This is a genomic window from Hallella absiana (assembly GCF_025457485.1).
Taxonomy (GTDB): Bacteria; Bacteroidota; Bacteroidia; order Bacteroidales; family Bacteroidaceae; genus Prevotella; species Prevotella absiana.
Window position 1 is genome coordinate 26,241 of the sequence record NZ_JAMXSP010000011.1, and the last position, 23,604, is coordinate 49,844.

Annotated in this window: 11 protein-coding genes; all 11 read right to left on the reverse strand. The window is 52.4% G+C overall.

Annotated elements, in window-relative coordinates:
• Positions 1 to 27: 27 nt before the first annotated feature.
• Complete coding sequence (locus tag NG346_RS07240; protein ID WP_262288525.1) at positions 28 to 1,722, reverse strand: endo-1,4-beta-xylanase; 1,695 nt, start codon at positions 1,720 to 1,722, stop codon at positions 28 to 30.
• A 119-nt stretch (positions 1,723 to 1,841) separates the two neighbouring features.
• Positions 1,842 to 2,825, reverse strand: coding sequence for a DUF5627 domain-containing protein (locus NG346_RS07245; protein WP_262288526.1), 984 nt, complete (start codon positions 2,823 to 2,825; stop codon positions 1,842 to 1,844).
• Positions 2,826 to 2,976: 151 nt separating this feature from the next.
• Positions 2,977 to 4,749, reverse strand: coding sequence for a RagB/SusD family nutrient uptake outer membrane protein (locus NG346_RS07250; protein ID WP_262288527.1), 1,773 nt, complete (start codon positions 4,747 to 4,749; stop codon positions 2,977 to 2,979).
• A 23-nt stretch (positions 4,750 to 4,772) separates the two neighbouring features.
• On the reverse strand, positions 4,773 to 7,592 hold the full coding sequence (locus NG346_RS07255; protein ID WP_262288528.1) for a SusC/RagA family TonB-linked outer membrane protein: 2,820 nt from the start codon (positions 7,590 to 7,592) through the stop codon (positions 4,773 to 4,775).
• A gap of 45 nt (positions 7,593 to 7,637) precedes the next feature.
• The gene (locus NG346_RS07260; RefSeq protein WP_262288529.1) at positions 7,638 to 9,515 is read right to left on the reverse strand and encodes a RagB/SusD family nutrient uptake outer membrane protein; all 1,878 of its coding nucleotides are present in this window, start codon (positions 9,513 to 9,515) and stop codon (positions 7,638 to 7,640) included.
• Between the two features lie 47 nt (positions 9,516 to 9,562).
• A complete protein-coding gene (locus tag NG346_RS07265; protein WP_396266751.1) occupies positions 9,563 to 12,655 on the reverse strand; it encodes a SusC/RagA family TonB-linked outer membrane protein in 3,093 nt (1,030 codons plus the stop codon).
• A gap of 815 nt (positions 12,656 to 13,470) precedes the next feature.
• Complete coding sequence (locus tag NG346_RS07270; protein ID WP_262279882.1) at positions 13,471 to 17,451, reverse strand: hybrid sensor histidine kinase/response regulator transcription factor; 3,981 nt, start codon at positions 17,449 to 17,451, stop codon at positions 13,471 to 13,473.
• Positions 17,452 to 17,702: 251 nt separating this feature from the next.
• On the reverse strand, positions 17,703 to 17,966 hold the full coding sequence (locus tag NG346_RS07275; protein WP_262288530.1) for a hypothetical protein: 264 nt from the start codon (positions 17,964 to 17,966) through the stop codon (positions 17,703 to 17,705).
• A 137-nt stretch (positions 17,967 to 18,103) separates the two neighbouring features.
• Entirely contained in the window at positions 18,104 to 21,208 is a 3,105-nt protein-coding gene (locus tag NG346_RS07280; RefSeq protein WP_262288531.1) for an efflux RND transporter permease subunit, read from the reverse strand.
• Positions 21,201 to 22,286 (reverse strand): efflux RND transporter periplasmic adaptor subunit, encoded by a 1,086-nt coding sequence (locus NG346_RS07285; RefSeq protein ID WP_262288532.1) that lies wholly within the window; start codon positions 22,284 to 22,286, stop codon positions 21,201 to 21,203. Before NG346_RS07285 ends, NG346_RS07280 begins: the two co-directional genes overlap by 8 nt.
• 8 nt (positions 22,287 to 22,294) lie before the next feature.
• Positions 22,295 to 23,542 carry a TolC family protein gene (locus NG346_RS07290; protein WP_262288533.1) on the reverse strand — a complete coding sequence of 416 codons (1,248 nt, stop codon included), beginning with the start codon at positions 23,540 to 23,542 and terminating at the stop codon, positions 22,295 to 22,297.
• Positions 23,543 to 23,604 lie beyond the last annotated feature (62 nt).

Genomic DNA, 23,604 nt, shown 5'->3' on the forward strand with positions numbered 1-23,604 from the left:
TAAAATAGCATACGATAGACACGTAGTTTATTCGGTCGGCCACTGAGCTGTTGTCCCTTGCAGTCCGCTGGCGACACCGGCATAGGTTGACTGACGGTTGTAGGATCCCGACCACAAACCGACGTGGTTGCCGTCTGACGTATAATCCGAGAACGAGAGGCCATAGCGCTGAGCCTCCGGAACAACAGAAATATACTGTTTGACGACATAGTCGTAGTAGTCTGCCATGGCCTTGATATCGGATTCGGAAAGCTTTTTGACAGGAATCACATTTCCATTATCGTCCACAGCCTCCATGTCAAGTCCAGAGAGGCGAACCTTCAGACCGGTGGCAACCAATGCTTTCAGCATGTTGTCGATACCTTCCTTGTAAGCAGACAACTGGCCAGCATTGTAGCGCAGATGCACTTCAGCGTTGACACCGGCAAGCCCGGCACCCTTGTCGTTCCACTCCTTGATCATCGTTTCCAAGTTAGCAAGTTTCGTCGCATCGCGGTCAAGATCATTATCACTATAGAACAACACAGCGTCGTTCTGATAACTCTTTGCCATCTTTGCCAAGTCCACGACAAAGTCATCACCAAGATACTCATTAATATAATAATGTGTATCGTCGTCCTTGGAAGTGAGCAGACGACCCTGATGTCCCTGCCCTGCGAGATAGTCAGCAGCAAGGATCCAAGTCTTCACCTTGTCGCCATAACCGCCCACAACGGTCTTCATGTATGTGTTCAAGGCTTTACGGGCATCAGCCTGCTTCTCTGCCAAAGGACGCGGCTCATAGTGGCCGACTGTGCTATAGCTTCCCGTGAGTGTGATGGCACCTATATAGTAGTTAGGATTGGAGCAGACATCACCGATACCTAACTGGAACGATTTGGCAGCTTTCTGCTCAGCAGACAATTTATCCTGGATGCCTTCTAAGCTAAAATGGTATATACCCCATTTTCCTTTCTCTATGCCCTGCCCTACTGCATTGGTTGCAGAGCCTTCGATTGTGGTTCCGTCCACCACGACTTTCACCACAGAGGCAGGAACCCATCCGGTGCTCAACAACATATAGTCGCAATAGCCTTCCGTAATATCCCCCAACGTCATGCCCTCTGGCAGCTTGACATTCACAAAGCAATGGTTGAAAGCCGCTGTATAGTGTAGCACGTGTCCTTTCTCACCATTGGGATCTTGGACCACCTCGGCAGGCGTACCACCGGAACCGTTAATCTTCGTTCCGAGAGCCATATCGTTGAAATCGACAACTTTGAAGTCTCCTACTTTCGTAGTGCCTGGCACATAGGTATCTGCCGTCACATTGCTCATATAGCTCGTCTGCGTAGACAGCGGTGAAGAGAGTGCACCGCCCATCACCGTCAGTTGGGCGTTACTGGCCTCGGCTAAAGCATCAACGGCACGCGTAGAGTCCACTTTTCCCATATCACTCACCGTAGCCGCATGGGTGAAGGCATCTGTCGGCTGCACATCGGAGAAGTTGGTGAGCAACTGGCTGTAGGCTGTGTTGTGCAAGCCTAAAGCAGACATAGGCACCTCAGCACCAATATGCATGGAACCGGCATAAGCTTTCAGCACGTCGAAACTGCCTACATAGTTGGCCAAAGCAACATCGGCAGGCTGGTCGGTCTGATAGTCCGACTGATATTCATCCGCACATCCTGCCAACAGGAAAAGGCCTGCGGCAAGAACTGTCTGGATCTTGTATTTCGTCATATTCATTGATTCTTGAATTTTAAGAATTGATTATAGGCTGTCTTTGTGCTGCCAAGAATCGGAGAAACTTTCGGATTCTCCAATTCTTGACAAAAGCACTATTTGATCTTTCTGTGCGCCTATTTGTCTTTAGGCGTGAAATACTCCGGCGCAATGCCGCGGTCACGCACCACGAGCGTATCTGTCGTGGTGACCGACTTGCCCAAAGCAGCAGAGCTGACAGTATACTTGAGATAGAGCGCATTGCGGTCCTTGCCGCCCATGCTCTGCTTCTCGCCCTTCTCTACAAACGAACCGCTGCCATCAGCAGTGAAGCCCTCGGTGAGCGCACTGATCTTGCATTCGTTGCCGTTGAAGAGCAGTTGCAGTTTACAAGTTGTTGCCTTGCCGCTTGCGTCTTTCAACGAAACATTCATCGCTGCTGCGTTAAAGCCAAGCGTGGTAAGGTTCATCAGCTCGTCATTCTCGACATACTGTGCATGGCGCACCTCTGTGGTCTGTGTGCCATCGGCGTTGGTGATGACATCCACGCCACGACGCAGGTAAGTGGCCTGCCAGGGATTGACAAACTTCACGGCACAGAGCACATAGTTCTTTGACTCCAGCACGCTGTCGGCACCCTCCACATTGGTGATGCGCACGGGAAGCACATAGTGACGGGTTGTAGCCAGCGGGTCAGCGAAGAAGGCATCGGTGAGCTTCACCTTCACGCCACCTTGTATCTTACCCGACGGGATCACCATCGTGTTGCTCTCCAACTGATAATAGTCGCTGGGCAACAACGTCATCGGCGTGCCGTCGTCGAAACTTTTGCTGTCGAGCAGCGTGGGATCCACGGCAAAGCTCACTTTGATGTCGCGCTTGTTGCCGTAGCCTCCACCCATGGCAGCGTTGAGACTGAACTCATGGTTGTTGTCGTTGGTGAGATCCACTTCCAAGTCCTCACCCAACTCGATGGTGCGCACATAGCCTTGGTTGGAAAAGTACACACTGGTCGAGCCATAGTCAGGAAACTCCTGATCACCGCTATGGCAAGATGTCAGGCCCAGCAACATAGGAAGGGCGAGCAGTGGAATGTATTTGAGAACGAAATGCTTATTCATTGTTTTCTTCATTTTAAGTTCTTTGCTATTCTCCAAACTCTTTCTAAGAGAAAGGAAGAAACTAATTATTACTTCATATCCCCCCACTTAGGGGAGAGTAAGAGAGGGGTTGTCTCCCTCTCTCTTAAAAAGCGTCAGAGAGGCTGATCTGTTATTTCCAACCCTTGTTCTGTTTCAGATTGCTGTATTTCAGCGTCTCTGACTGTGGAATAGGGCCAAAGTACATATAGTCCTGATAGTCACGCTTCTCTACAGCGGTCAGCGGCGTGTAAGACTCCGTGCCCCAGTCGATACCCTGAGCCGTGACATTGAGGTTGCCTTTCCAACGACGCAAATCCCAGAAGCGGAAGCTCTCGAAGCAGAGCTCCAGACGGCGCTCGTTGTGGATGAGTTCGCGCATCTTGTCCTTCGACTGAGCGCACTCGTCGAGATAGCTGTCGTCGGTGAGTCCGGCGCGATGACGGATGGCTTTGATGATGTCGTAGGCAGAATAGCTGTGTGTGCCATTGCCCTGTGGTCCCCAAGCCTCATTAGCAGCCTCGGCATAGTTGAGATAGATCTCGGTGTAGCGGATGCGGGGATTATAGCGGCTTACGTTTGTCTTGGAAGTAGGATTGCAGTTGACATTCATGTTCAAGCGCTTCTTCATATAGTAGCCAGTGCGTGTGGAAGTCTCCTTGACGTTCACGCCATCGTCGGTACCGAGCTTGCTGCCCGTGTAGATAACCGTGTTCTGCGGTCCTTCCTTAGCACCATTGTATATGATGTACTTAGCCAGTCGGGGATCGCGCCCGGCATACGGGTTCTTGCTGTCGTAGCCGCTGCGTGCGTCAGTGATAGGATAGCCGTTGGCCATAGGGAAGGCATCGACGAGGTTCTGCGTTGGGTTGATATAGCCCTTACCGAAGAGCGAAGGAGGATAGTTGTTCTCTTCTTCACTGATAGACTTGGTGTCTAGGTTCTCTCGCCAGATGATCTCATCGGGATTACTGCCCTCTTTAAGAGCGGCGATCTCATCAGTGTTGGTGTAGTAGGTCTCACCTGTCTGGCTCAGTCCCTCAGGTCCCATCGCATAGTCAACCACCGTGGCGGCAGCGTTGGCAGCCTGCTCCCATGTAGCTTTGTTGCTTGCGTCCTGATAAGCAGGGCTGGCGGCCATCAACAGCAGACGGGAGCGGAACGACTGAATGATCAGGCCGTTGACCAATTGACGGGCCACATTGCCCATGGCACGGTTGTAGAGTGCCGGGTCAGTGGTTACCTTACGATATTTCTCTGGAATCTGAGACTCCGACGAGATGTCGCCATACTCTTCAGGAAGAAGTTTCTCGGCACGGTCAAAGTCAGCCAGGATCGAATCGACACAAGTCTGGAACGACGGGCGCTCCTCGTTGAAGTTGCTGTTGGCCCCGATGGAAGAATTGTGGATAGGCACACCGAGCAATTTTCCATCCTCAGAGAATCCGGCATGAGCGCGCAACAGGAAATAGTGGTGGATGGCACGCAGTCCATAGGCCTCACCTTTCATGCGTATCTTCATCAGACTGTCCACAACAGCTGAAGTCTTGACAAATCTCACGCCATCGACCTTGTCGAGGAAGGTGTTGAGATACTGGATGGCACTGTAGTCGGGCGTCCAGCGGTTGAAAGGATTGAATGAAGCGGTCCAAGAACCGGTAGCCACTTTCATGTAAGAGTCGCTCTTGCCGTTGGTGACAGCATCGTCAGTAGCCACGTCGCTGTTGTCGTAATAGCCGGGCAAAGTGCGGTAGGCGGTAATCAGGAAACCTTTTGCAAAATCAGGCTCCTTGTTGACCATATCGATGTCCTTGAAGTTTTCGATGGCGGGCGTGAACACATCATCGCACGCCGTGAGCAGCAATGCTGCCGAAGCAAGGACAGGAATGAAATATTTAAATCTCATAATGCAATTACTTAAGAAGTTGATTAAAACGAAAGCTTCACACCGAGGTTGTAGAACCGGTTGTAAGGTGCGCCGCCTACAGCTGTCTCGCGCCACTCTTTGTCGGTGGAGATGGTGAAGAGTCCTTCGGCCAGTGCGTAGATGCTCATGCCGCTGACCACCTTGCCGGTGAACCAGTTGTCGGGCAGATCGTAGGTGAGCTGTACACGTCCAAGGTCGAAACGGTCAGTGCTCTTCAGCCAGAAGGTAGAGTTGCGCAGGTTGTTGCTGTTGTCCTTTGTGGTCAGGCGGGGATAGGTAGCGGTAGCGGCCGTCTCCGGTGTCCAGCGTCCACGGGCCACGGCAGTGTATTTGCTTGTGCCTTTGAGCCAATAGTAGCTGCTGTTCTTAAAGCCAATGCCACCCATGTTGCCAGTGCCGTCGACATAGAAGGTGAAGCGGTTGTATTTCAGCGTGAGGTTGAAGCCATAGATAAAAGGAGTGGCTCCCCATCCGGCTTTACCCAAGTCAATCTGGTCCTTGCTGTCAATGACACCATCGTTGTTGATGTCCTTGTACTTCAAATCACCAGGTTTTACCTCACCAAAGGTCTGCTTGGCATGGTTCTCAATGTCAGCCTGGTCGCTGAAGAAACCTTCACAGACATAGGCCCACTGAGCGTCCAGTGCATGCCCCTGACGGTAGAGATAATCCTCGCTCCATACCTCGTCGCGTCTCTTGGCGTTGGAAGAATAGACCATACCACTAATTCCGAGGATAGCCTCGAGCTTACCAAAGTGCTTGTCGGCCTTCACCGTAAAGTCAAAGCCTGAGCGCTGATCCTGATTGTAGTTGAGGTAGGGCAGGAACGAGCCGTTGCCGTTGAACCAAGCAGGATAGACAGTAGAGGCACCCTGGGTGAGAAGACCGTCGGTGAGCTGATGGAAATAGTTCATGTCAACCGTCAGCAGGCTGTTCCACAGCGAAGCGTCAAGACCAATACGCCACTCTTTGCGCTTGACAAAGCCGAGGTCGGTGTTGGTGCCGCGCTTCGAAGTATTGCAGAAACCACCCTGCGAGCCGTCTTCCCAGGTATACCAGCCACCCTTGTTGTCGTAGTAGCCTTTGTACATGTAGTAGTCGCTGATATCCAGATCCTGGTTGAGCACGCTGTAGGAAGCGTCGATCTTTGCGTCATCGACAAAAGGCAGTGCGTTCTTGAACCACTTCTCCTGACCGAAGCGCCAACCGAGCGTGGCACTCGGCGAGAATGCGTTGCGGTGTCCGGGAGCCAACTTGGCAGAGTGGACAAGGGCACCGTCGAACTCGGCATAGTAGAGATGGTTGTAGTTGTAAGTGGCACGCAAGCCTGCATTGACATTGGTCGTGCGGTGATACGACGATCCGCTGTGGCTGCTGTCATTGCTGTTTTGACGCTGATAGCCCCAGCCCATCAGGGTAGCCCCTACATTGTGGACTTTACCGAAAGTGCGGTTATAGTCAAACTGGGTGCGGAAAGTCATCGTCTGGTAATAGGTACTTGAACCGACATACTCACTGGCAGATCGGCTGTCCTTGCCGTACTGCTTGAGGTCAATGATCATGTCCTTGCCATTCATATTAGCCCATACTGGCTCATAGACAGCATATCCCTCCTTGTAGCCTTCAGAATAATAGTCGTAGTAGTCGACGCTGAATGCTGACTTGAAGGACAGACCCGGCGTGATCATGCCCAGATCTGCGTTCACACCCACATCAAAGAGGAAGTTACGCCGTTTGTCTTTGACATATCCCGCAGCCAGCATATCACCGAAGAGCGTGGTTTGATTGACAGTATTACCGCCCAAAAGATACTTGCCGTTAATGATATGATTGCTTGTCGATACCAAGTTGCTGACATTCTCATTGTTCATATCCATCATGTCCAAGGGCAGCAAGCCTGAATACCAGTTGGGGCGAAGATTGGCAGCGGCTCCCCAAAAGTCACCACGATAGGTGTAAGCATTATTAATATGCACGCCTACATTAGCGAAAGCCTTCAGCCAACTTGTGATAGTCATATCGATGTTGGCACGGACACGGAAGTTGAGGTTGTCGTCTTTGTGATGCCCACCATACTTAATGAGACCGTTGTTATAGGTCATGCCAAAGTTGGCGTAGTAGGTTGCGCGTTGGTTGCCGCCAGTGATCTCTGCTGTGGCATCGGTGCGTAAGGTAGCCTTGCGCAGATAGTCAGAACTGTAGAAGTTCATGTCGGGATAACGGTAGGGATTAGTCCCGGCAGCAGTGTTATAGATATCAGCATCAGAGTATTGATGTGCGATGCCATCGTTGTCACAGGCCTCATTATAGAGACTCATATACTCAGCAGCGCCGAGATAGTGGGGATAACGCTTGGGCACATACAGTCCGGCATTGGCCCGTGCCTCAATGGTGAGCCGTTGTGCCTTGCCACGCTTGGTGGTGATGAGCACGACACCCTTACTTCCGCGTGAGCCATAGAGAGCCACGGCAGACGCAGCTTTCAGCACGGTGACGGTCTCCACCTCGGTAGCGTCGACCTCAGAAGCATCGCGGGGCACACCATCGATAAGCACCAAAGGAGACTGTCCCCAAATGCTGCCATTATAACCACCCACCATGGTACTGATGCCGTCGAGGCTGTAGGCATGGTAGTCTTTCTTGAGCAGGTCAGCCACATTGACTTCATTGACGCCGCCAAGAAGATCGCTCTTGTTGACCTTGCCAAAGGCCACATGAACTTGCTGAGCGGCAGTGCTGTCAGCAACCGTCTGGGCCTGAGCACGGCTCAGGGCAGGAGCCATGGCAAGGACGAATGCGATATATAGAATCTTGTTGTTCATGGAATTATTCTTCTTATTTGTTCTTAATGTTTACCAGACACAAGTTTATTCCCATCCTGGGTTTTGCTTGAATTCGGGATACATCTGTACGTCGCTCTTGAGGAAGGGCAACCAGTAGTGCTTCTCAGTGAAGTGGCGCGTAGAGAGTACTTCCTCACGCAGGTTGACGACATGGTTGTTCTCTGGATTCTTGTAGCGGTCGGCATCGGTCTGGTCTTTAGCGCGGTCGAAGTATACAGCTTTCTTCAGTGTATACGGCTCCTTGTCGACGAGCAGCCAGCGGCGCAGGTCGGTCCAGCGATGACCTTCGAACGCAAGTTCCACGGCACGCTCACGGCGCAGCTCGCTCATGAAGCCGTCGAGAGTGGTAAGATATTCATCTGCTACGTCGCCCACACCGGCACGCTCACGGATCTTGTTCACAGCAGTCACGGCGTTCATCGTGTAGTCCTTGGCCGTGGCGGTAGCGGAACCATAGCCCTCAGCGACAGCCTCAGCATACATCAGATAGACATCGGCCAAGCGGATAAGGCTGAGCACCATGTTGTTGTTCTCGCGGTAGCCATCCCAGTCGTTGCAATACTGGCTGGTGAACTTCATGTTCAAGTATCCGGTGAAGCAGTCTTTGGAAGGCGTAGCGGTGCGATAGGTGCCGCCGGTATAGAGAGAGGCATACTGCCGATGGGCATCGTTGCCGACCTTACTGCCGTCTTTCACGCACTTCTCGCCGTCGAAAATAATGTCCTTGTAGAAGCGTGGGTCACGGTTCTTGAAGGGGTGCTCCGGGTCGTACCCACTGTCAGGGTCTTTCTTTGTCGGGTCTTTGATGGGCTTGCCGTTAGCCATACCGAAGAGGTCGACATAGTTGGCCGTAGGATAGACCTTGATACCCGAACCACTGAGCGTTGACGGACGGAAGTCGTTGACCATGTTCCAGCGCCAGTTGCCGTTGGGGTTCTCATAGAAGATCGCCTCTTTCAGTCCCGGCAGCTTATAGCTTTGGTTATAGGTATAGAACAGTTCGGTATAGTCCTTGAAGTCGGCCAGCTGATAGCGTCCGGTCTCATCGCAGATCTTCAGCACCTGTCCAAAGGCTTCAGCAGCCCGCTGGCAGTACTCCTTATTATAATTAGCGTCGCCGGTGCTGACCTTATTCATCAATGGCGATCCTGCCCAAAGCAGATCCTTGCCTAAGAACGAGAGAGCCATGATTTTGTTGATGCGGAGGTTGTTCTTTCCGGCAGTGGCTTTTCCGACCGTTGTCTTGTCCCAGTCGACGGGCAGCAGGTCGGCAGCCTTCTGGAAGTCCTCGGCTGCTTTGTCGGCTGTCTGCTGATAGGTCAGACGAGGATAGCGCATCACGGCATCAGCCGGAATGACCTGATCGATATATGGCAGACCGCCCCAGTACTGCATGAGCATGAAGTGGAAGAAGCCACGGAAGAAATAGAGCTGTCCGGCAATGAGGTTTTTCTCTTCCTGCGTGGCATTGGTGAGCAGGTCAAGATTGGCGAGTCCCACATTGGCTTTGCGGATGCCGTACCATGACAGTCCCCAGAGATGACCTTTCTGGAAGCGGTCAGTGCCCGTGGTGCCGGGTGCTCCAGTGTGGAAGAAAGAGTAAAAGCAGTCGTTCCATCCCCAGTAGTTGCCCTGGTCTACAGCATAAGCGAAGACACGGGTTTCGGAGGGTTGCCAATATTCATCCTCACCGAAGTTCCAGCAGCTGTGGTAGTCACACTGTGTGAGCATGGGGATGCAGTTGTAGAGTTCCTCGGTGAAGCCTTGGAAATTGGTATAGTTCTTATAGGGATCCTCCTCGCTGATGTCACTCAAAGGCGATTTGTCGAGGTAATCCTTGCACGAGGTGGTCATGGACAACAAGGCCATGGCAAACATCGCAGTATATAGTATCTTTTTCATGATTCAGTGTTTAGAACAGGTTTCATACACCTTGTTATATATATAGCTTAGAAGGTGATGTCCATACCCAGATTGAAACGTCTCACAGTAGGATAGGCACCGTCTCCTCCGCTGAAGTTGGACTCACGGTCATCCGGCATCTTGGTCCACAAGAGCAGGTTGTCGCCATTGAGATAGAAGCGCAGGGCACGAATGTTGAGGCGCCGTACCCACGCACCTCTGAAGGTATAGGCGATCTCGGCATTTTTCAATCTCAGGAAAGCGCCATCATAGAAGTAGCGGGTCCCCGAAGCACTGCCGTCTGTGGTTGTGGTCCAGCGTGGCAAGGTGAGTTTGCCTGAGCCGGTCACAGCATTCCAATAGGTACCTTCGTCAAACGCGGCGTGGATCTCACGGGCGAAGGTCGGGAACTGGATGTAACGGGTGACATTTGTCACACCATAGAACTGTAGGCTGATGCTGAGTCCTTTCCATTCGGCACCGACAGTGGTACTGAAGGTGTTCTGAGGGAACTCAGTGTATTTATAAGGAGCCACATCGTCAGAGGTGATTCTACCGTCAGCGTTGAAATCGGCGATCTGATAGTCGCCCACGAGCTTGTTGCCGTTGTTGGTCTCACGTTCGGGACTGCCGTAGAGCTCATCCCAGTTGGTGATGAAGCCTTTGTCGATATAGCTGCGTACCTGGCCGATGGCGTATCCGGCCTGCTTCAAGTAGGCGGCACGAAGCTGTGGATCGTCCTTGAACATCACTTTGTTCACAGCATGAGTCATATTGAAGTTGGCCCATGTGCGGAAATCGCTGTTCCAGACCTTGTTGAAGCGCAGGGCAAGCTCCCAACCGTGGCTATGGACACGTCCGAGGTTGGCTGTGGGCGCTGTGGTACCAAAGTAAGTTGGTATAGCACGCGAGCCGCCATCGATCAGAATATCCTTACGGCGGTCAGCAAAGACATCGAAGCTACCGGCTACAAGCCCTTTGAGGAATGCAAAGTCGAAACCGAGATTGCGCTTTTCCACCGTCTCCCAACGCACATTGGGATTGCCAAGCTGACTCTGACGGTAGATAGTATACGGCGAGTCGCTCAACGGCGAGCCGATCTTGGTGGTTCCGCCATAAGAATAGGTATCCTTATAGAGCCATCGGCCACCGACATTGTCATCACCGATCACACCCCAGGAAGCACGTACCTTGAACATGTCGATATATTTCTGCAAGGGTTTCATGAAGGGCTCCTCGGTCAGCATCCAGCCACCGGAAAGCGAGGGGAAGAAGGCAAAACGGTGATCGTTGTTGAATTTCTCACTGCCGTTGTAGGCACCATTGAACTCGAAGAAATAGCGCATCGCATAGTTGTAGGTGGTACGGAACACCCAGTCCTCGCGATAGTGGTGGAATTCGGAACCCGCAGCGCGGTCCTCACGGGAGAACAGTCCCATGGCTGTCACATTGTGGAGACCAAAGGCACGGGCATAGTTCAACTGCAATTGATAATAGAGTTTACGGTAGGTGGCTCCAGTGTTGACGCTACCGCCGTTGACAGACCAGCTGACCGTCTCGGTGTAGTCGGGATCCTGCTGCCACGTGACATCTCCCGTGTCGGGGTTGATCCATTTAGCCTGTGCGTCGTGATAGAGGTCGTCGATACCTCTTCCGCTCTCCACCATGGTATTGTCAAACGACAGGCGGGCGTTGAAGCTCAGTCCGCGGGTGACGAAGTCGAGCTTCTGATCCAGGATGAAGTCAGTGGTGATCTGTGTGTTGGTGAGCTTCTCGTCACCGCTCGTTGCCAACAGTTTGACAGAGTTGAGAGCGTCGGCGTTACGCGGAGCGTAGAAGCCATAGGTGCCGTCGCTGTAGACAGGGCGCATGGCATCGGGTGCCGTGTGGTAGATGGCAGACCAGTAACTGTTGGAGTCGCTGCCCTGGCCCCATGGGAAGTGGCGCACGCCATTGCTGCCGAACAAGTTGACAGAGAACTTGGTGGTGTGGGTCAGAGCAAAGTCAAGGTTCGCACGCATGTTGATACGGTTGTAACCAAAACCAGAATGATAGCCGCGGTTGTTGCCGAACTTCTTGAAAAGGTCACCCTCATGGGTGAAGTCCACAGAAGTGAAGTACTTCACGTTTTTCGTACCGCCGCTGACATCCACACTGGCATTGTACGACATGGCATAGTCGCGGAAAAGCTCTTTCTGCCAGTCTACGTTGGGATAGCGGTCCCACTCATCAGCATTGGCGGGATAGCGGTATTTATTGATGATCGCCATGGGCTTGTAGCTGCCCCAGGCATTGGGCGAGATGGCGAGCTCGTGCTCGACGACATCATTTAATAATAGGAACGTGTCGTAGCTGTCGTATTTTTCAGGCAGCTTTGAAACGACTTTCACCGTGGCGTTGGCCTTGGCATGCACGCGTGCCGTACCCTCCTGACCACGCTTGGTGGTGATCAGGATAACGCCATTGGCACCCTTGACACCATAAACAGCGGTGGCTGAGGCATCCTTCAAAACAGAAATTGTCTGCACGGAACTAAGGTCGACAGTGTTCATCGGACGCTCCACTCCATCGACAAGAACGAGCGGGTCGCTGTTGTTCCAAGACGTCTGTGATCGGATGATGATCTTCGGATCTTCCTGACCAGGCATACCAGTGGAGGAAGAGGTGATCACACCGGGAAGGTTACCCGTCAATGCCTGACCCAAGGAGGGGACGCCACTGTAGCGGTCGAGCGTCTTGGCATCGGTCTGTGTGATGGCACCCACGACAGAGGCCTTCTTCTGCTGGCCATAACCCACGACGACAACATCGTTGAGCTGGCGGGCATTCTCCTGCATGACGACCTGCATGGGCTTGCCGGAGACACGGGCTTCCTTGTTGAGCATTCCGATGTACGAGAACACGAGGGTGCCACCCTTGGATGGTACCTCCAGCTTGAAATGACCGTCGAGATCGGTAGCCGTAGCGACACCCTTGTGGCCTTTCAGCATCACAGTGGCACCAATGACTGGCTCGCCATTCTCGTCGACCACAGAGCCAACGACCGTGGAGCCGTTTTGCGCCATGACCGCAAGTCCTGGACTGACCATCATCGTGCCTAACAGCATCGCCTTCAACACAAATAGATTTAGATACTTCATTTGGTCTACGATTAGATTGATTATGTTAATTTTAGCTTTTCCGGCGCAAAATTAAACAATACATAGTATTTATAACCTATTATTTGTTGCAACAGACATTGACGTTTGTTGCACCGCGGGTGAAATCAGGCAATTATATGAGATGTTACATACGAATGTTACATAAGAGAAAAAGAATAGTGAGATCCCAACAAACAGAACAAAAATGCAACACATTAGGAGGTTGCGACGCGAGACGCGTCACATCCTACAAAAGATAGCCAGATGGAAGCAAGTCGTTCATGTGCATGCATAGACGCGCTTAGACCATTCCCAACTTTGTTGTGTAAACTGACAAAAAACAGGCCCTGAGAATCGATTCTTTTCCACGAAGACCTACTTTGCGCTGAATTTTGCGAAAATCGAGCCATTTTTGTATCTTTCTGATTATCAATACACTACAAACAAGAGTCGTTTATACTCACATCAGCTTGGCTTTCTCTCGCAAAATTCTCTAGAGAATTTCTCATCAGAAAGGCTGTCTGATGCTATCATCACGCCTTTCTGACCTTGTCATCTCGGCGTAGTGACAGCATCAAAGTACCTTTTTGTAGGCATGACAACAGAAAAATCATTGAAAAGTTGTCGTTCTTTCATTCTTTGAAGCTCATGACGCCCTTTCATTCTCTCTAGATTGCAAGTGAACCCGAACAGTGTTTTGTCAAAATATTACCAACTTTTCTTTTAAACACGAATCATCATAAATTAACCACAAATTACTCATAAATTAATTATCCGTGAGTAATTTGTGGTTAATTCATGGAATTCTTTCGTGGTTAATCCATGGAATTCGTGTGAAAGATACGCTGCTTGGGTATTTCCATTCCCTCCCCCTGGGGAGGGTTAGGGAAGGGCTTCCTCTCCCTATACTCTTTCGGCGACACACCATAGTACCGCTTGAAAACCTGCGAGAAGTGGTTTTGGTCATTGAAGCCTACACGGTAGGCGATCTGCGAGATGTTGATGGTACCCAAGTTGAGAAGGTGGACAGCCTCCTTCATGCGCATGTCGCGGATGAACTTACCGGTGGATATACCCGTCATCTCCTTCATCTTGCGATGGAGCTGGGCACGGCTCAGACCAATATCGTCTGCCAATGTCTCTACATTATATTCGGGATCGGAGAGATGCTCATGGATGCAGTTGACGATGCGCTCCATCAGTATCTCGTTGTTGCCTTTCACCTCTTCCTGACCGATCATCTTATCTATCTGCGGTTCCGTCGTCGCCTTACCCTTGACACGTCGTAACGTATTGACAAGGTTGTCGATAGTCAGCCGCAACTCTTCCATGTTAAATGGTTTGGAGAGATAAGCGTCGGCACCATGGCGCAAGCCCGTGACACGGTCATCGATGGCATCCTTGGAAGAAAGCAGGATGACAGGCAGAGCACTCAGGTGAGGATTCTCCTTGATACGCTCCAACAGCGTGATGCCATCCATCTCCGGCATGGAGACGTCGCTGACCACGATGTCGTAACGTGCAGGCATCAGCAGCAGCTCCTTCAACGCCTCACGCCCGTTGCCCGCTGTCGTGACATGATATTCATCGCCTAACTGCATGGCAACGTAATGCGTCAACTCCTCATCGTCGTCGACCACCATCACCTGAACATTACTCCTGGGACGTGGCGTGCCAGTAAGGGCTTTCTCACTTTGCGCCTTCTCGTCTATGATCTCCTCAGGCTTGAGATGTTCTTTCCCCAAAGGCAGCGTCACCGTGAAGCAAGCGCCATGCGCTACGTCAGTGCGGTTGGATGCTTCTATCTTTCCATGGTGCAGAGCCACAACAGAACGGCAGAGATCCAGTCCGATGCCGGTGCCTTGTATCTTCAGATTCGTCTTGTTCACCCCTTGGCTGAAACGGTCGAAGAGATGTTTGGCAGTCTCCTCGTCGCCCACACCAATGCCATTGTCCATCACCCGGATAATTGCCTTGGAGTCTGTCGACGACAGCGTGACCTTGATCTCGCCACCGTCATCAGTGTATTTAAAGGCGTTGCTCAACAGATTGCCAATCACCTTGTCGATGTTCATCCGGTCGATCCATACCATCACATCATAGTCATGCTCAAAGGTAAAGTGGATGCCACGCTGCTGTGCCTCGTATTCATAGAGCTTGCAAGTGCCGGTGATCAACTTGATGAGACTCGTCTGCTGACAATGGATCTGCATAGCTTGCTTGTCGAATTTGCGCTTGTCGAGAATCTGATTAACCAACTGACTGATACGCTTCGTGTTGCGGTCGATGACCTGCAACAGGTTGAGCTTCGAGGGGTCTGTCTCTGCCGACAACAGGTTGTGCAACGGGTTGACAATCAGCGTCAGCGGTGAGCGTACATCATGCATGGCGTTGATGAGGAACCGCATCTTTGCCTCGTCAAACTGATGTTGCTTGCGATGCCAATAGAGATGCCACAGATAGTAGCCCAGCAGACAGAGCAGCAACAGATAGAACAACAAAGCCCACGTGCTGGCATACCAGGGTGCGTGTACCACCACCACAATCTTGTAAACACCGGTGATGGCATGACCGCCATAGACGGCACGCACCTCGATGGAGTAGGTGCCTGTGCCGAGACTGTTGAACCGGATGGTGTTGTCGCCCGTCGCGTTGGTATGCCATCCGCCACCATTGATGCGGTATTCATAGATCACACCGGCAGCATCACGATAGTCGAGAAGCGAGAAGGTGAGCGTCAGTGTATGGTTGCGGGGATACATGTCGATCTGACCCTCTTGCGGCAATTGCCAGAGGTCGTCGATCACAGCGCCCGTGAGCCATACCCTACCCTGCCGGTTTTGTATCCCTTTTACGGTCTGAGGATAGAACACCGTCACGCCACCGTCGAAACCAAAGCCGATCATGCCGTCGGCTGAGCGGAAAGACACATTGCCAAGATATTCGCCTGTGATCTGACCATAGCCGGTACCGTAAGAGATGAAGCGGCGGGTGAGATGGTCATATTGCCACAGTCCTGTCGGCGTGCTCACCCATAAGTCGCCCCACGTGTCGCTCTGCACGCTACAGATCTTTTGATCCTGCAACATCGTGCTGCCAGGGAAGAACTTGACATGACGGGAATGGCGGTCGTAGAGACAGAGTCCCGACTCGGTGCCAATTACAATGTCGTCATCGGGAGTAACACAGAGCGACTCGATCACATGATCTGCCAACAGCGAATTCCATCCGAAGGGATGGAAACTGCCGGTTCGCAAGTCAAGACAACTCACTCCGCTCGTCGTCGCAATCCACAGACACTGGTTACGGTCCACAACCATCGCGACGACCCAGTCGTTGCACAGATGGCCCAAGGGACTTTTGTCGGTGGAGCGATATTGGCGTGACGTCTTTGTGCGAGTGTTGTAACTCATCACACCCTGTCCCATCACGGAGAAGAAGATGGTGCCCAAGCCGTCATCACACATCACGCCTTTATAGCCGGCATACTTCAAAGCAAGAGAGAGACTACCCGTCGTAGGATTCAATTCATAAAAGCCATCGGTGCGACCTACCCAGTAGTGACCGTCGCGGGCATGATAGACCACATTCGCATCGGAAATGCCGCCTATGTGTTGCGTGACAATACCATTGTGATTGAAATGGAACAGACCGTTGCCCCATGCTGTACACCACATCCCACCATCATCGGTAGCTGCCACAGAAGATAGAGCGACGTCATACGCAGTGCTTTGAGCGGTAAATGACCATATCTGAAAGGGCAGAGGGCGGTCGTTGAGCAGCAATACGCCAATGCGGAAGCAGCGAGCCCATAGATTGCCGTACTTGTCAAAGTCCAGGGCATGTACCGGTGCTGTGCGGAGATCAAAGCGGTCATGAACATAATTGACAAGCTCCGGTGCTGCCCCACGATGCACACGATAGAGGCCCCGCTCAGTACCTATATATAATTGTCCCGACGGAGACTCCTTGGCACAGGACAATCCTGCCTGCAACATTTGAGAAGAGATATTGTAATCGGAAGCTACAAAGCTGTTGCCATGATTAGCCAATAGCGCATTCTTGAAAAGCAGAAGTACGGTACCATCACGGGTGACAGTAAATAGCCGCACATCGCCTTGGGGCAGTTTCCATCGGTTCGTTCCTACAATGTGCCCCTGCCTCATAGCAATGCGATAGAAGACATTATCTTTACCTGTCATCCATAGATTACCTTGATGGTCAAAGCAGAGCCGCCCCAGCATCTTATCATTAATAAGGTGGTTGAGTCGTGTCGCTTCTTCTATTTTGTCGCTGCCATTGCGAATCACAAAGGCACCATAACCTGATGTGGCAATAAAGATATCGCCATTCTTTGCTTCCACCAGATCAGAGACTCGCGGCTGGATGTTCTTCGGAAAAGGTACGTTGTCGAAGCGGTTAGTAGAAATGTCATAGCGAGACAAATTCTTATTTGTGCCTACCCACAGTCTGCCTTTGCTGTCGCTCAGTATGTCACAGATCTCGTTACTGCCAATGCTGTGGCTGTCGTTGCGATGATGCTGATAGAGTGAGAAGCTATATCCGTCAAAACGGTTGAGTCCATAGTCGGTTCCTATCCACATAAATCCATAACGGTCTTGGCACACTGCCTTGACGGCACTACTGGAGAGTTGCTTGCCAGTGTATAGGACTCCACCTAACTTCCACTCTGGATTTATGGGCAGCTCGGTTTTGGCAAAGGCATACAACGATGTGTTCTTCGGCAGACACACTGCGAAGAACAGCAACAAACATATCTGTGCAAAACGTCTCATCTTAGATAGGGCTTTAGTCTTGTAAAAGGTTGATAACGCCTACAAAGATACGAAAAACCTTGGAAAGACGTTTCATTCGGTGCCTATAAGTCCAATATGTGCAACATTTATCATGTAATGATGCAACGTTTTTTCTGTTTTCCCTCGCTAACAAACAAATTATGCCCGATAGGAATATGGTTCCTACCGGGCATACAAACATACATATATAATAAGGTATTGACGAAACGAGATAATTAGCTCCTTGCCGTTTAGTCAGAAGTGTGTTGCGACTCTTCTGAATCTCTGCTCTCCTCATGCAGCAAGCGCGTAGTGCCAAGTGCTTTCATCAGCCGTTGACGGCTGGTCACCGTCCGGTCATAAACCACAATGATGAGCTGATGACGGGAATTCCATGACGTGGAGAACACACCAGGGAGTGATCGTGCCAAAGAGTCGAGACTCTTCTTTTGCTCCTTCAAACCGCAGACCGGAATCTTTACCGTCATATAGCGGCTACGTGCCACTGCCGTCATGGATGTCAAACACAAGGATAACACCAGAAACAAACTAAGCAGCCCGCACTGCAATGACCGATGATGTCTCAATCGGGACTTCACTGCTTTCATATTGCTTTATGCCCTGTAACCATTCTAACAATGTCTCAATCTTTTTATCTCAACTTCTTGATATTGACATGACTGTATATCCTCTCGACGATCAGCGGGAAGATGAACAGCGTGAAGATCGTGGCACCTACGAGTCCACCGATGATCACCGTGGCGAGCGGACGCTGGCTCTCACTGCCGATGCCATGACTGAGTGCGGCGGGCAGTAAGCCGAGGGTAGCCATCATAGCCGTCATCAGCACACTACGGATGCGCGAGTGCATGCCACGCGTCACTGCGTCGGGAAGTGCGTAGCGGTGGCGCAGGAAGTGCTTGATGTCCATGAGCATGATCACACCATTCTGGATGCAGATGCCGAAGAGACAGATGAAGCCGATACCTGCCGAGATGGAGAAGTTGGTGCGCGTGATGAGCAGGATGAGGATACCGCCTACTGCCGCAAAGGGTACATTGGTGAGCACCAGTCCCGCATCGCGCGCATTGCCAAAGAGTACATAGAGAATGACGAAGATCAGCAGCACGCTGATGGGGACCACCTGCGCCAGACGTGCCGAGGCACGCTTCTGGTTCTCGAAGTCACCGTTCCAAGTAATCTTATAACCGGCTGGTAGCTTCACCGCCTTCGCCACCTTTGCACGTGCCTCATCGACAGCCGAACCCATGTCGCGGTCGCGGACACTGAACTTCACGGCACAGTAGCGGTCATGGTTCTCGCGATAAATGATCAGCGGACCGGTGATGGATCGTATCGTTGCCAGTTCGCCGATGGGAATCATCTGTCCGTCCTCTGTGGGCACCTTAATCTTTGCGATGGCTTCCGCGTTGTCGCGGAACGGTTCCTCGTAGCGTACTACAAGGTTGAACTTTCGTTCATCCTCATAGACTTGCGACGTAGCCTTACCGCCTATCGCCATCTCGATGATGCTCTGAACATCGTCTTTCTTCACACCGTAACGAGCCAACCGGTCTTCGTCGATGTCGATCTGCAGCTCTGGTTGTCCCATGTTGCGGATGACGCCAAGGTCGGTGATGCCGCGGATGGGCTTCATCGTGTGATAGACTTGCCAAGCCAGTTTCTCGCTCTGCGCGAGATCCTTGCCGTAGACTTTCGCCACGATGGCTCCCTTCACACCGCTCACGGCCTCCTCCACATTGTCGGAGATTGGTTGCGAGAAGTTGAAGTCGATACCCGGATAGACACTCAGCCGCCGGTTCATATCGTCAACAACCTGTTCTTTGGTGCGTCCCGCCTTCCACTCCTTCTCGGGATAGAGCTTCACAAAGAGTTCGATATTGTAGAATCCAGTGGCGTCGGTACCGTCGTTGGGACGTCCCGTCTGCGTCATCACCTGGCTCACCTCAGGATAGGTCAGCAGGATGTTGCGGAACTCATTGGCGAGTTTCACACTCTGCTTGAGCGACACACTCTGCGGCAGGGTGGCACGCGCATAGATAGATCCCTCGTTCATCTCAGGCAGGAACTCAGAGCCAAGCAGCTTGAAGCAGCCCAGTCCCGCCACCATCGCCACGAGCGACACGGCGATGACCTTGCGGCAATGGTGATGGCAATAGGCAAAGGCTGTGTCGGCATAGCGGTAGACATAGTCTAAGAAACGGTTTTTCTTCTCCCGTACATTCTTCTTCAGCAACATCGACGACAGCACCGGCACCAGCGTCAACGTGAACAGCAAAGCACCGAGCAGGGCGAAGCCGAGTGTATAAGCCAAGGGCGAGAACATCTTACCCTCTACTTTCTGGAATGTAAAGATTGGCAGCAGTGCCGTGATGATGATGAGCTTGGAGAAAAACACCGACTTGGCTTTGCCGCGTGCTGTCTGTCGGATCATACCCAAATGACTACGCCGGTTGAACGCTTCCATGCCGATGGTACGTGCCTGCGCCGACAAAGCGACGAAGAGTGCCTCAACCATCACCACGGCACCGTCGATGATGATACCGAAGTCGATGGCTCCCATACTGAGCAGATTGGCACTCATGCCACAGACATGCAGAGCTATGAAGGCAAAAAGCAGTGCCAAGGGTATGACAGACGCCACGATCACCGTTGTGCGCCAGTCTTTCATAAACAGCAGCACCACAAGGGTGACGAGGATGATTCCCTCCAAGACATTGTGCATCACCGTGCCCACGGCAAGGTTGACAAGGTCCTCGCGGTCGTAGAACGGTACGATCTTCACGTCCTTGGGCAGGTCGTCGTGCTGTATCTCTTCAATCTTGTTTTTCAGTGCCTTGATGACCTCCTCCGTGTTCTCACCTTTGCGCATGACCACGATGCCCTCTACGACATCATTGTCTTTGCCACGTCCCACCTGACCAAGCCGAGGCTGACAACTCTCATGAACAGTGGCGAGGTTGCGCACAAGGATAGGCGTACCACCGACATTCTTCACAACGATGTCGCCAATCTCGCGAACATTGTTGATGAGTCCGATGCCACGTACCACGTATGCCTGAGAGCTGCGCTGAATGACGTCACCGCCAACGTTGACATTACTGTTGGCAATGGCCTGATAGAGTTCGAGCGAGCTCACGCCATAGGTGGCGAGTTGGTTAGGATTGACGCTGACCTCAAATGTCTTCACCTCACCGCCGAAGCTGACGATGTCGGCAATGCCGGGTACGGAGCGCAACTTTCGTTCGATGACCCAGTCCTGCAGCGTCTTCAGCTCCCGCACCGACCGCTTGTCGCTGCGGAGCGTATAGCGATAGATCTCTCCGGTAGGTCCAGAGAGCGGCTGCACATCGGGATCCACACCGTCGGGCAGGTCGGCATCGTGAAGCAGGTTGTAGACTTGCTGCCTTGCAAACTCGTCGTCGACATGATCGTCGAAACATACGGTGACCACGGAAAGACCGAAAAGTGTGGTAGAGCGGATATCGGTCTTCTTCTGCACTGAGTTCATGGCGATCTCGATGGGGATGGTGACAAACTTCTCTATCTCCTCGGCTGATCGTCCCGGCCACTGTGTGATGATCGTCACCTTGGTGTTGGTCACATCAGGAAAGGCGTCGATAGGTGTCTGACGAAAGCTCACCACGCCCATAACAACCACGGCGAGAGTGACGACGAGGATGAGATACTTGCGCTTGAGCGAGAAGGCGATGATGAAATCGATGATCTTATTCATTGCCAAGCGTGTTAAAAACCAACAATGCGCTCTTGCTCACCACACGCTCGCCGGGCTGTAGTCCGTTGAGAATATAGGCATAGTCGTGACCCACATGCTCAGCTTTGACGGGCTGACGCTGGTAGCGCCCTTTGCCGACTTCCTTGACGACATAATCCACACCGCCGTCGAAGACGATCGCCTTGGTGGGTACACAGCAAAGTGCCGCACAGCCCCCACCGGTAGACACGTGTACAGTGGCAAACATTCCCGGGCGCAACAGACCACGGGCATTGTCGAGGGTGATGCGCACCTTCATCGTCTTGCTCTCGCTGTCAAGGACACGGTACACCTTATCTATATGTCCACGGAACACTTCGCCGTCGTATGCCATCGTGGTGACGGTAACAGGAGCACCCTGATGGATCTTGGCGATGTCGCTCTCGTAGACATCGGCAATCACCCACACACGACTGAGGTTTGCAATCTCCAGAGCCTCGCCGCCGTCACCACTGTCCTGACCTACATAGCTGTCGTTATAGATATTCTTTGCCGTGACATAGCCGCTGATGGGCGACCGCAACACAGCAGTAGCCTTTCCGCCAAAGCCATTGATGCCCGCCACAGCCGACAGACGGCTGCGCTCGCTGCGGGCCATGAGCAGTTGTTCGCGTGCTTCGGCCACCTCTTTGTCCGACACCATGCCGGAGCGGTGCATGTCCTGCTTCATCTGATAGTCGCGTTGTGCCATCTTGATCTGAGCGTCAGCATCAGCGAGACCTTTGTTGTAGTCAGCAGCCTCCTCGCTATGGATGATGGCCAAGCGCTGACCGGCAGCCACCTGGTCACCGACCTCTACAGTCAATCCACTGACCCTGCCACTACAGGGGATAAACACCTTGCGCACAAGGGCTTCGTCACAGCTCACGTCACCATTGAGCGTGAGCTCATCGCCGTAGACCCGCTTTTCTACGGGTGTAGCCTCGACGACTTCGTTGCGCAGTGATTTGTATGTATCCGGCTCCGCTTTCTTTTCCTTCTGCGAGCAGGAGGCCAGGCACAAGAGCCCGGCAAGGAATAAGATATTTTGCTTTTTCATTATTCTCGTTATTTATTCCACATGACCTTGAGTCGCTCGGCAGCCTGGAGCATCTTGTTCTTGGCATCGAGGCGGGCGAGCATCGTGTCGCGATAATTGCCATATAGGTCCACAAACTCTACAAGCGAGATATGGCGGCTCATAAACTGCTGTTCTGCAGCATGGAGCATCTGACCGAGATCACTGTCGAGTGTAGGCGAAGGCTCAGCCAGCTGCTTGAGATATTGACCCACGATGTCGAGGTCAGCCTGACGTTGCTGCATCAGCGCGAGCTGCTGTCGCTCCTTGTCGATGTTGGCCTGTTCCACGGCAGCTTGCGCACTGCGAATGTTGCCGCGGTTGCGGTTCCACAGCGGAACAGCGACGCTCAGTCCCACAGCAAAGTAGTTATGACCGATACTTCCATTCTTATCATACTCTCCTTGCACAGCCATCTGAGGCAGACTCTGGCTCTGTTGCCAGCGGAGTGCATGTTGTGCGGCCTCGGTCTGATGGCTGAGCAACTGCATCTCGGGCAGGGTGTCGAGTGCAGCACGCTGACTGCTCTGCAAAGCGAGATAGAGGCCAGAAGCATTTGCGATGGCCGTTTGCTCATCGATGTCCACGGTGAGAGGCTCGTTGCCCGGGATGCCCAAGAGTTGACGCAGTTGAACTTCCAACGCAGAGGCTTCGAGAAGCAGATCTGCCCGGGACTTGCGCAGTTGATATACCATCGTGGCGATACGCTGTGTCTCCATGGCCGCGATATTTCCCTTCTCGCTTTGCTCTCGGTAGGCGGCGAGGATTTTCTCTGCCGAGGAGATTTCTTCGTCATAGACTTTAGCCTGCCGTTGTTGATAATAGAGGTCCACCATAGCGGTGTGCACCTCGGTGCGCAAGTCGCGCTGCGTCACGAGCAGTTGGCTGAGAGAAGCCTTCAACAAAGCAGCGTTTTGCTTCACCTGCTCGGCGTGCTGGCCACCGATCGCAAAGGGCTGCGACACTTGCACATCCACTTCGCCGTCGTGCCCGCCGTCAAACCATCGGCGGTTGGTGGGATTCTGCACGTTGTACATCACGCTCACCGTAGGATTGTCGTAGCGTCGCGACTGCGCCAACTGCCCTTCTGCGGCACTCACGTCTAAGCGTGCGGAACGGAGAGCGTGATTGCGCTGAACCAGCAGCCTGTCGGCCATAGCTAAGCTGAGCCGCTCAGCCAGAGCCCCATCACAACAAGCCCAGGCCACGAGCAGCATCAGCCATAATCGTATTTTCATGTTACTCTGTTTTTTCATCGCCACAAAGTTACGGAGTTTGCGCAACGTGCTGAAACAGAATT